The organism is Verrucomicrobiota bacterium (genome assembly GCA_037139415.1).
In the GTDB taxonomy this organism is placed as follows: domain Bacteria; phylum Verrucomicrobiota; class Verrucomicrobiia; order Limisphaerales; family Fontisphaeraceae; genus JBAXGN01.
Window position 1 is genome coordinate 1 of sequence record JBAXGN010000226.1, and the last position, 11,600, is coordinate 11,600.

Genomic DNA, 11,600 nt, shown 5'->3' on the forward strand with positions numbered 1-11,600 from the left:
AAACAACAAAAAACAAAACAAAAAAACATTTACACAATTATATTTACAAAACCCAGCCTCACCCATCACCGCAACTACTCGAAAACCGTAGTTGTTACACCGAAAATCTGGAGCGCAACTATTACGGCGAGACGACAGCAGAAAAACAGATTCGTTCACGAGCCAGGATCCACCGCGCACCATTCGGTTCCCACTCTGTCCATCAAAAAAGTCCTCGCACATTTCCCAGACGTTTCCACTTAGGTCAAACAAACCATTCTTATCGGCTTTGAAGCTTCCCACCGGCGCAGTCGTTGCATACTTGTCATCATAGCCCTCAATAATTGGCCAGCCTCTGCCGAATTTGCGTTTGGCGCTCATATCCGCATAGTTCCCCGCCCCCTTCGGCGGCGGCCATTGCGAACCCCAAGGATAGACATCTAAGCCCTTAATCATCTTATCTTTGGGCGTGCCATTGACTTCCTGGTCTCCAATTCCCACCGCGTAACTCCATTCCACATCTGTCGGCAAACGATATTCTTGGTTTACCGTCATTTTTTTCTCCTGCTGTTCTTTTTTTGTCAGCCATTGACAAAACGCCTTGGCATCGTTCCAACTGACCATCGTTACTGGGTGATCCGGCCCATTGCTCACTGGCACGTCCCCGGCATATTCCACATTCTTCCAAGAACTATCCACCCCTGGATTTGCATTGGCATACGCTAAATAATCTCTCGCCCGCGTTTCCCAGATACAAAACAACACCTTTGTCCCAGGCACCGGCACAAAGCTCATGCCCAGGCTGTTCTTCCATCGCTTCCCTCCCCATTGCTTGTAAAACGCTTCGGCCTGTATTCTCGCTGCTTGTTGTTCTGCTAGGTTTTTTTGTTTCTGTGCTTCCTCGGTTTTGCGTTTTTTTTCTCCCGAGGCATCCACCGCCACTACTACTCGAAAACCGTTGTGGTCGTTCCGATAGTCGGGAGTGTTGACGTTCCGCCATGAAACCCGCAGGTTGGCAGGATTGAAATTGCGCCACGACGCCCCGCGCAACACCCGGTCACCTTTTGTTCCATAATAAAAGTCCTCGCACCATTCTCCCACGTTTCCGCTCAGATCAAATAATCCATTCTTGTCACCTTTGAAGCTTCCCACTGGCGCAGTGGTTGCATAACCGTCGTCATAGCCCTCAATAAACTTAAAACTGCCACCAATTTTTTGTTTGCTCGTCATATCCGCATAGTTCCCTGTGCCCTTCGGCGGCGGCCATTGCGTACCCCAAGGATAGACATCCTTAATGATCTTTTCCTTGTCAAATGGAGTGCCACTCCCCTCGCGCCCTCCAATTCCCACCGCATAGCTCCATTCTGCATCCGTTGGTAAACGATATTCCTGACCTGATGCCAATTTTCCCTCTCCTTGCTCCTTCTTGGACAGCCAGGCACAGAACGCCTTGGCATCATCCCAACTAACCATTGTCACCGGATGATCTGGTCCATCGCTTATTGGTACCCCCATAAATTCCACCTTCTTCCATGAAACATTCACCCCTGAATTCGCATTGGCATACGCAGCATAATCCTGCACCCGCGTTTCCCAGATGCCAAATAACACCTTGGTTCCCGGTACCGGTGCAAATGCCATCCCCAAACTGTTGGTCCAATTTTCACCCAACTGTGGCTGTGACTTTTTTTTCTCTGCTTCCTCCTTGGCTTTTTGTTCCGCCAACGCTTTCAACCGGGCTTCTTCCTCTGCCTTTTGCCTAGCTTCGTCTTCCCGCGCCTTTTGTTCTGCCAATGATTTAAGGCGTTGTTCCTCTTTGAGGCGTGCCGATTCATCTTCTTTGGCATTCTGATCTGCGATGGCTTTTTTCTGGGCTTCCTCGACTTTCCGCTTTTCCTCTGCCAAAGCTGCTGCTTCTGCATCTGCTTTTCGACGCACTTCTTCCTGCGCCTTAGCTTCCTGCTGCGATTTGAGCAAAGCCGCCTCCTGTTTAACCTTCGCATCTGCCAACCGTTGCTGTTCAGCCTCCTCGCGAGTCTTGCGCTCCTGTGCGAGTTTTTGTTCCGCCACCTGTCTATCCTTTTCAATTTGGCGCTGTTTGGCTTCCCCTGCGATACGATCCTTTTCCTGTTGTGCCTGTTTCGGCAAATACATTCCCCAATACCACCCACCCAACACCAATAAGGCCATCACGATACCTATAATGGCCCACCGAAATTTGGAAGTTGGGAGTTGATCTGTAGTTCTAGCTTCAACAGTAACCGGAACAGCCAAAGGCACTTGATCTGTAACTTCCTTAGCCGCAACTGTAGCCGGTAATTCCAAACGCGTAGCTGGTTTAGTGGCAGGTAAATCAGCGATAGGTAATTTTTGAGCCGCTGCGATGGTCACTGGAATCACTTCAGATTTGGAAGCTGCAACTGTCGCTGGAAGCTGTTCAAGTGGTTTAGCTGAGATCGTAACTGGCACGACATTTTTTGGTAACGATTGACTCCCCGCTAAAACGTCCCCCTTTTCCAACCTTACCCAAATTTCTTTAGCACTTCCTGGCCTCTTCTCCGGCTCCCTTTCCAAACAAGCCATGATCGTCGAGGATACGGCTAAAGGCACAGGATTATTGATGCCTAATCCACGCAAACGATCTTCGATCGGCATCACTGGATCACTTTCCATGACTGATCGGATGGCACCAGGATGAGCATTATACGGCACTTCACCAGTAATCAAATGGTAGAGTGTTGCTCCCAAAGAATAGATGTCGTCAGCAGGCTTTGGACTTTCGCCTTTGAACTGCTGCAAACTCATGTAAGCCGGCGTTCCACTGCTGCTATGTTGAAGGGATACTCGGTTCAAGGAAGTATGAATCATCGCGGCAATCCCAAAGTCCGCTAGTTTCACATTCCCTTCGATATCCACCATCACGTTGCCTGGCTTCAAATCCCGATGAATGATCCCTTTATTGTGAGCGTACTCTAAAGCGTCACATAACTGCTTAACCCAGAGTTTCAACGTTTCCCAAGCAAAGACTTCATTGGGTTGATCATACCGCAGTTCCGCCAGATTCTTGCCCTCCACATACTCCATGGACACGAACGGCAATTCTCCTTCTAACCTATGGAAATCAAAAGTACGGACGATGTTGGGGTGAGTGAGTATGCGAGTCTTGGCCGTTTCCCGTTTCAATCCTTGCAAAGCATCAATGTCGGCTTGAATGATGGGAGAAACAAATTTTAGGGCAATAGGCTGATTTAGTTCCTCATCCTGCGCCAACCAAACCATGCCCATACCGCCCTGTCCAAGTTGCTTGATCAGGGTGTATCGTCCTGAACCTTTCTTCTGGCCGGCTTTGAATGACGTGTCCGACATGTGCATGCCGAGAGATTAACAGGGAGCAGGAGGTGAAGGCAATCCGTTTTGAATATAGTTTTGAATATAGCCGTTTTGATTACAGACCGGGAGCTACTTCATCTTCGACTTAAGCCGGATCCTTTTCCCAGCCACCATGAAGTTGCCGTGTCCAAGATGATGAATCGTCTTTGGATTTTTCACGGCGGGGTTGATCCATGCTTTGACAACTTCCACGACAAACATACAATACTTGGCCACCATCCTGGTATCCACTACGCGGCATTCGAGATTGGGGATGAATGATGCAGGATGAAGTGGGAAGCGCGTCAACCTTTCGGAATGGGGTTTTCCGGTTGGGCTTTCCAGATTCGATAGCGCACTTCAAAACCTTCCGGCACATACACCACGACGGGCAAAAGGCTGTTGTAGCGGATCAGGTAGGGCCCGGTTAGGGTAACAAATTTTTTCACGTTGGGCGCATTGGGCGGGGGTGCCATCAGTGTCTGCGCGAGTTCTTGCGGGCGAGCCGTGTAACGGGGATATCCCCAGCCCGGGACGTCATCTTGCACAATCTCGCCCCCGAACGCGTAATGGTTGGCTCCGTCGGTTTCAATGGTCTTGCCCACGATCAAATCCACTTGGCAGGCGAACTCATCCGGCTGTGGCTGAAGGTGGAGAACATACCGCACCATACCCTGTTTGGCCTCCGGATAGGCCTTCTCCCACTTGCTGGCCGCATCCGCGAACATCGGCTTATCCCCGGCCGAGGCCAGGCCTGAAAGAGCCCATAAAACCAACCAGACACCTATTATTTGCTGCACGAATATTTTCATACGCATTCTTCTTAGACGTTAAAATGCAGTGGATGCTCCAAAGAAACTACTGACTTGGTTTTTTGGCACATTTGATGCTTTCACTTGTCGCGTTGCGGTAAAATGTAATTAGTCACTGTGCCAAAGCAAATGACGCAGATAATTCCCCACCGTAGTCCCTTGAACTTACTCATTGCTCATACCCTTTATTGGTCCACCAGTCCATTTATTCCCGGTGCCCCAGCGCCCAAATAGCCATGGCTGGCGCCGTTCTGGTCGGGGCTAACCCAAAAAGCGTATAAACTGCCCTGAGTCAGTGTGAATCTGAAACTCACGTTTTTCCCAGCCAGCCCGCTTAAGTCACTCGCCCCTTTCCAGGTCATCCGCTGGCGGGTCTTATCGCCAGTGAAAGCGATGCTGTTGTCCTGGGTGAATGGCGTAATCACAGCACCTTTTCCGTCCAGAATCTCAACTTTCAGGGCGCCCTTTGGGAGGTCCGCATTCACGAACAAATATTTTTCCTTAAACCTCACCGGCCGCGTCGTGAGCGTGCCACCTTTTGCGCCGGCGTCCATCGAGGCAAAGCCATCGCGGCGCAGGAAAGCAACCCCGGTGGAAGCCCCGGCGTAAGTGGTGGAACCTTTGGGGCCGACACCGGACCAGCCGCTATAGTAGAACCAGAGTTGATCATTAACCACCGTAAATAAGCCAACTCCGGAGTGCAGGTAGCCGTTTTCCCAGTCGCCTTCCTTGCGGCTGCAGGCGAGGAAAGGCGTCCGATCCGGCCGATCCCAGTAAAACCCGTCCCGGCTGTAAGCCAGGTGCAGGTCATTTCGCTTAACACACTTGAGTTTGTCCCACAATTTGCCGGAAGTCGGCCCCCGCAGGATGCCGAACATGCCCACCATGATGCTCTCGTAGGCCATCGCATCCAGGTTATAAAGCTGCGGCGGGTCGCCATAGAGCTTGCGCTGATCTTTATTTTCGCTCGATTCCTTTGGGATTTTGGCGATCATTTCAGGGTCGGGCAAGTCGAGTGGGTCGGTTCCTGCCCATTCGTATTCCTCGGAGCGACCGGCCAAAATCTCCGAGGCCTTCTCCGGGAGCGGCGACCAGGAGATCGCCTGCAAAAAATCAGCGTGCTCGCGATAATTCCGGGCGCGGCCATTGCGCGCACTCCGCTGGACCCGAATGCTGATCACCCATTTATCGCGGAAAGGATTGTAAAAGGCGGTCGCATTGTCGCCGCATTCGGGCAACTCTCCCCTCAGTTTCCAATGGATGCCCTCGGGCGAGGTATAAGCAGCGGTCTTTTTGTCTTCGTAAACCAACATTTTGTATCGCTGCGACGGATCGCTGGTAAACGGATCGAAAGAAATGCCGGTGCCATGGCGCATCGGCTTAGTCCGTTTGGGCAGTACGCGATTGTTGCCCGGCTCAACGTCCGTTTGCGGACGAGTCCAGTGTAGGCCATCCTGGCTGGTGGCAATCATGGTGCCATCGCGCCAGCCCCCTTGGTACCAAAGCTTGTAGAGTTTGTCCTTCGCGTCGTAGCAGAAGCCGTCGCTGATCATGGCCGCCATCGGCTTGGTGTTTCCGTCTTTTTCCTTCTCGCCAAACTCGCCCAGTTCCGTGGGCGTTTCGGGCTTGAGCACGGGATTGCTTTCATAGCGCTGGGGATAATGGAACTGCCGTCTCAAACTGGTTTCCTCGATCAGGAAATCATCGATAAACAACTGGCGGCCCACATCGATCGGTACCACCGCGGGCCGGTTGGTCAGGTAGGGCACCGGCAAGACATTGGTTCCCACTTGGTGAATGCGCGGCGGCCACTGGGCAGGCAACTGAATACCGTTGTAGAGCAGTTCACCCTTTGCTGCTTTCGCAGAGGCACTCGGCTGGGCAATCGCGTCCGTCGCCAACGCGCCCATCACCGGGCACGCTGCCATGAGAATGTATTGCAAAATGTTTTCCATAAATTTTATTCACCTGACCCAGAACGCTCTGGTGCAAACTGACTTTGACCTGTTAACCATTAAACCAGTCTTCCCAAGCCCCCAATACGGTGGTTTTATTTGACAGTAAAGTAAAAACACAGATTGAGCTCGTGCGTGGAATTAAAGCTTGAACGTGGCGTTACCCGGAATAAGGCGTGTCACTTCGCGGCCACACTGACAAAGGTGATCTTCGTCTGGCGATCACCGGAATCGCCGCAATCGATAGTCAGTTTGCCGTCTTTAACCTCAACCGTTTTGGTGGTCTCGGCTGTTTGTTGCGAGAGTTCAAGGCTGCTAAAAAAAATTACCCCTTCGACGTTAATCGTATTGCGGCTTTCGTGCGAAAAATCGCCCACGCCTACCGTCACCACGTAAGACGCATTGGGAACTTCAATTTCCCAGGTCACACCTTTGCGGAAATGGCAGAAGGTGTCCTTGATTTCGCCGGGGCCGCGGCGGCGGACTTCCTTGGTAACGTCCATGCTCCAGCCGTAAGTGCGCCCATTGGTTCGTTTAGCGAAAGGTTCGCCGCTGTCGGGTAAAAAGCCCGCCGGCGTTTTGTTGTCCAGGATTTGGAAATTAATCCGGATGGCTCCCCCGATGGCGGTGGCGAGATGATCGGCCGAAGCGCCGCCGCCAAAGGCGCGCGCTTTGAGCACCTGGCCTTTGGCCAGCGAAACAGGTGAGGAAAATACGGGAGAAGTGGCATCAGGATCGGAACCATCCAAGGTATAGCGCACCGTGACGCCGGGATTGGTGAGGTCGCTGCTGACCATTTCTTTGCCATCCGTTCCGCTGGGCAGGAAGCGCAATTGAGGAACGACTTCGCTGACGTGTGCGGGCGCCTTGCTGTCACTGGCCGTAGTGCTTTTCTTTTTCTTCGATTGCGTGGGCAGGGGTGGTTCCTCTGGCAACGTGGCGGAGAATTTTTCCCACGGCTCGGACTCGACTTTAAAGGCATAGGCCTGGAGGGAGGGCCGCTTGGCGGCCTCCTGGAGTTCTTTGGGCATGTCAATGACCACACCTTCGCCTTCGCGCCGCCAAGCCAAATCGTGATCGTAGCCGAGCAGGCGGACCTTCGAGCCTTCGCGGACGCGCGCCAATTTGCTATGCAGCGCTTCGCCCGGCCATTTGAGGCTGATGATGTACAAATATTTTTTGTCTTTGGTGCGCGTGAAGCGCAAATCGGTTCCCTCGTGGTAGCGCAGGTACGGGCGCGTGGCATAGATGCATTCGCCATTAACCTTGAGCCAGGCGCCCACGTAGCTGACGCGCTCAATCATTTCCTGCGGCCACTTGCCGGTCGGGTCCGGCCCAAAACCAACCTGGAAATTGCCGCCTTTGGAGACAATATCAATCAGGCTCTCCAGCACCCACTCGCGCGGCTTATAGGTGTCATTTTTCTTATAAGAAAACCCGGAACTGCCCGGATAAATGACCTGCCAGGGCCGTTTCATGTTGTTCGGGTCGCCCGGGATGGTTTGTTCGGGCGTCTCGTAATCGCCGTATTCATTGATGCCGCGATTGCGCAGCATGATGTTCGGTTGCAATTGGCGTGCCAGCTTGGCAACGTCGTACGCTTCGGCCCGTGCCTCTTTAGGCCAACTGATGTCCAAGCAAAGCGTGTCAATTGGGCCGTACCCCGTGAGCAACTCCGTGATTTGATCGCGCTCCTTTTTGATGAACGCCGCCCAGCGTTTAGGATCAGACTCCTTGGTAAATTGGGGGTCATACCAGAAATTCCGGCTGTCCCAGGCAAAATCCCAATCGTGCCAATCAATGTGCGAATAGTAGAGGCTCACGCCCAGGTTATGCGCGCGCCCGGCTTTGACCAGGTCGGCGATGATGTCTTTTTTGTAAGGCGTCTCCGCGATGCTGTAATGGTCCACCACGTCTTCATAGCTGCCGTCGGCTTTTTTTCTAAAACCTTTCTGCAACGTTTTCGTGGGCCACAGGCAAAAGCCTTCGTGGTGTTTGCTGGTAAATGAGAAATACCGCATGCCCGCGTGCGCCATGATGCGCATCCACTCGTCGGCATTGAAATTGGTGGGGTTGAACTGCTGGTAAGAGGCGTAGTAGTTCATCTGCCAATCGCGCGGCTTGGGCGTCGGTTTTACCAATATCCAAGATTCGCCCCCATCGAACATGCAATAGAGTCCCCAATGAATGCGCAATCCCCACTTCCAATCCATCCAGCGTTCGAGTGTGGTGGCACCCGCGTGGACATAGTCCGCGTCCACCCCGCGGTAGGCGGAGAATTGTTGCTGCAGGCCTTGCTCTTCGGTCGCCGTAGCTAGTTGGCCTTGGCCAATGACTTCGGCCTTAAGGTTCAGCGCTGCAAGCGTAAGCAAGCAAGCGATTATCTCCGAGTGTAATAATCGTCCAGGCAACATGTCTGCACTATATATCACCTCCAGCGTAGGTGCCTAGTGTTTTCGGGTAATGCTCATTGGTAATTCGGGTGAAACAGTTCAACACCCTGATCCTCGCCTAAGCCCGCGCGCCTCCAAAGATACCCAAGCCAATTGGGATCCGGCAAATTCCGTGCCAATCTACAAATTGTATGGAACCGTGATTTGCGAGGAGATCGGCTTAGGCGAGGAATTTTCGCATTTAATTTTTCTTAGGCGTGGATTTGGGTCAACACATGTGATCTTGACTGCTCATTGAGAGGGATTTAGAGTGCTAGCCATGAACAGTGGACCAATAGCAATGTTTCCTAACCGCATCGCGGCCAGTCTGGCTGCACTGATAGGAATTTGCTTTTTGGCACATTTGATGCTTTCACTTGTCGCGTTGCGGTAACCAGCCACCTGTACCAAAGAACGAAAAGTTCGTTTAATATTACTGACATGGGGACGAACCAATCAAGGAGAGAGACTGGCTAGCTTCCTGTCGCGGGGACAGACATACGCTATGGCGATTGCGCTTGGTTGAGGAAATCCATCAGGGGATAAACGGACCGATTGATGCGGGTCATCGCTTTTGCCAGCGCGGGATACGGTTCGTATGTGGCCGAGCACACTCCTTTATTGGAGGCTTTCTTCCCGACATCATCCACCCAGCGGAACCAATGCCATCCCACGCAATTCTCATTGCGCAGCAAACCGAGGGTAAAATTCTCGTAAAACATTCCCCGTTCCGCCTGCGTGGCCACCGAAAAGCCTGCGCCTTCGCGGTCGTCTAACCCGGCATCGGCCCCTTTAGCATACCATTCGGTGATGAGGATCGGCTTACCCGCCAATTTCGCCCAGCGGTCTAGCTCCACCTGGTCGGGCGTCCAGCGGCCATAATAGTTTACCGAAACCACATCCACATAAGGGCCGCAGGCGCTAAACGTTTCATCCTGCAGCAACACCCACCCATGAAAACGCGTTCCCAAATAAAGATGGTTAGGATCGTGCCGACGGACGGCAGCGCTGACCACGGCATAGTAGCGGGCGATCACTTGTTGGCAAAAGGCGCCATCGTCCTCGGCGCTGATAGCCGCGGCGGTTTTGCGTTTCTCTGCGAGGTACTTCTCTGCCGCCTTATGCCCGGCATCCTCGCGCGGAAGCGCCAGGTGCCGTTTGAGGATGTTTGCCCTTTTAAAGGGCAACTCATTGTCCGAAAAATGCCCCACCAGCCAAGGATCGTCCCGGGTCGCGGCCAAGGCCGCGGCTTCCCGCTCGCAAAACGCCTCAAACTCCGGATCGAACACGGGCACGCAATCCGCAGGGAACGGCGCGCTGCCACTTTCTTTACGTGCCGTCTTGCGGCCATAGGCGTATCGCGACATAAGGTTCCACCTCGGCGTATACGGCAGGTTGTATCCCGCCGCGCGGAAAGCATCGGGGTCTGACCAGCAGCCAAGCGTGTTGACGCCCAACGCATCGAGGATTTTCTTTGTCGCGTGTGCCCAGTTGGTTTTGTTGCCAAATTTCTCCGTAAAGGCTACAGGATTCTCGGGAGGCTCCAAGCCGATGGCGTTGATGCCTACGCTAAAAAATACTCCGCCCTCAGGGTCAATCAGAAACCAGCGTCCGCCCAACTTCTCCGTATGAAAGAAGCCGGTTGCCTTTCCTTTCAGGTCCATGCGTCCCCCGTAGCGATCCAAGGTCACTGCTTGCGGCTTGAAATCCTGGAGATTCGAGAGCTGCAGCGTTTTATAGGCGTAATTTGTTTTGGCGGTCTTGGATTTCCTGGCCACGACGACGTCCGGGGCGCTGATATTTACTGCCGTCGCGCCGGACGCCCGAGGCCCGCCCATATCGAATATCAACCACCCGACAGCAGGTAACATGGCCCATAATCTCCTCCAATTATTTCTTTTCATAGTGTTTTACGGCCGTTGGCACTCGCGCAAAATGGGCCAGGTTAGTCCACTGATTTGCAAGACGAAAGCATACTCGCAAGGACGGTTTGCCGGGAGCGTCACCTCCAACCCATTCGCAGTCTGATGATACGCCAACGTTTCCTTGTTGCCCAGCAGCCTGACGCTGGTAACCGAACCGCCGAGTTTTTTCGCACCCTTGGCCAAAGAACGAATGACCAACCGACCATCGTATGGCCACGCCATCGCAAACGCGTAGAGGGTATCGCCCTTGGCGGTAAACCTAAAATCTAAAGGGGTGTAAGGCACACGACGATAGAAGAAAATGCCGCCCTTGGGCCGGTCAGCCTCGTTCTCTTTGATCGAGGGGCCTTCGCCGAAGGCAAGCCAGGGCCGGGTGCCGTGAATGGCCTCCGCATTGATCTCGAACCATTTGCCGATATTATCCACGATAACCTGCTCTTCATTGTCTATGGTGCCATCGGCTCTCACGGGAATGCTGAGCAGCACATTGCCATTCTTGCTGACGACATCAATGATACCCCGCACCACTTGGGCCGCATCGCGGTATTTGGTGCCTTTTTTGTAGAACCAATTGCCAATGCACACATCGCTCTGCCAGGGCAAGTCGCGTATCTCCCGCTCACGGCCCGCTTCCAGATCGTTGACCAGGCGCTTATTCTCGAATTCCTCGAGATTCTTGCCCGTCATGACTGCCTCGTTCTGGCCGTTATTACAAGCGATGCTGTCATTGTAAAGACCGGCGGCGATGCCGAGACCGTAATATTGATCAATCCCATACAGCGGCAACTTGTAGTCGTCGAAATAGAGCAAATTCGGGTGGTGTTGTGCAATGAGGTCCTGCATGCGGTTATAGAGCTTCTCGCAAAAAGCCGGCACTGGTGGATCGCCCGGGTTATCGTGCTGCATTTTGCGATCCCGCGCATAAGGGCTAACCGCGTGCCCGTACTGCGCATAGAGATCGTCCGGATCAAACCCTTCCCACCACAGGCCCTTGCCGTCGGCTTTGGTGAGGACCCCATCGTAAGGAACCCCGGCCATGGGGCCGTTCGTATCGCTGAGTCGGGTAACCTCATACCAGCAACGGTGTTAATTTTTGCAACTGTTTTCGGTGATTTTTTTATCCGTGGG

General features: G+C 53.1%; 6 protein-coding genes. All 6 read right to left on the reverse strand.

Annotated features, from left to right (window positions below; translation table 11 throughout):
- Positions 1–3,345, reverse strand: a 3,345-nt coding sequence (locus tag WCO56_26155; protein MEI7733082.1) for an SUMF1/EgtB/PvdO family nonheme iron enzyme, incomplete at its 3' end; no start/stop codon positions are given.
- Between the two features lie 308 nt (positions 3,346–3,653).
- The gene (locus tag WCO56_26160) at positions 3,654–4,160 is read right to left on the reverse strand and encodes an ecotin family protein (GenBank protein ID MEI7733083.1); all 507 of its coding nucleotides are present in this window, start codon (positions 4,158–4,160) and stop codon (positions 3,654–3,656) included.
- 185 nt (positions 4,161–4,345) lie between these two features.
- The gene (locus WCO56_26165) at positions 4,346–6,115 is read right to left on the reverse strand and encodes a glycosyl hydrolase family 32 (GenBank protein MEI7733084.1); all 1,770 of its coding nucleotides are present in this window, start codon (positions 6,113–6,115) and stop codon (positions 4,346–4,348) included.
- Between the two features lie 179 nt (positions 6,116–6,294).
- Positions 6,295–8,487, reverse strand: a complete 2,193-nt coding sequence (locus tag WCO56_26170) for an alpha-L-fucosidase (GenBank protein MEI7733085.1) — start codon at positions 8,485–8,487, stop codon at positions 6,295–6,297.
- 563 nt (positions 8,488–9,050) lie between these two features.
- On the reverse strand, positions 9,051–10,418 hold the full coding sequence (locus tag WCO56_26175; GenBank protein ID MEI7733086.1) for a hypothetical protein: 1,368 nt from the start codon (positions 10,416–10,418) through the stop codon (positions 9,051–9,053).
- Between the two features lie 39 nt (positions 10,419–10,457).
- The gene (locus tag WCO56_26180; GenBank protein MEI7733087.1) at positions 10,458–11,510 is read right to left on the reverse strand and encodes an alpha-L-fucosidase; all 1,053 of its coding nucleotides are present in this window, start codon (positions 11,508–11,510) and stop codon (positions 10,458–10,460) included.
- Positions 11,511–11,600: the final 90 nt, after the last annotated feature.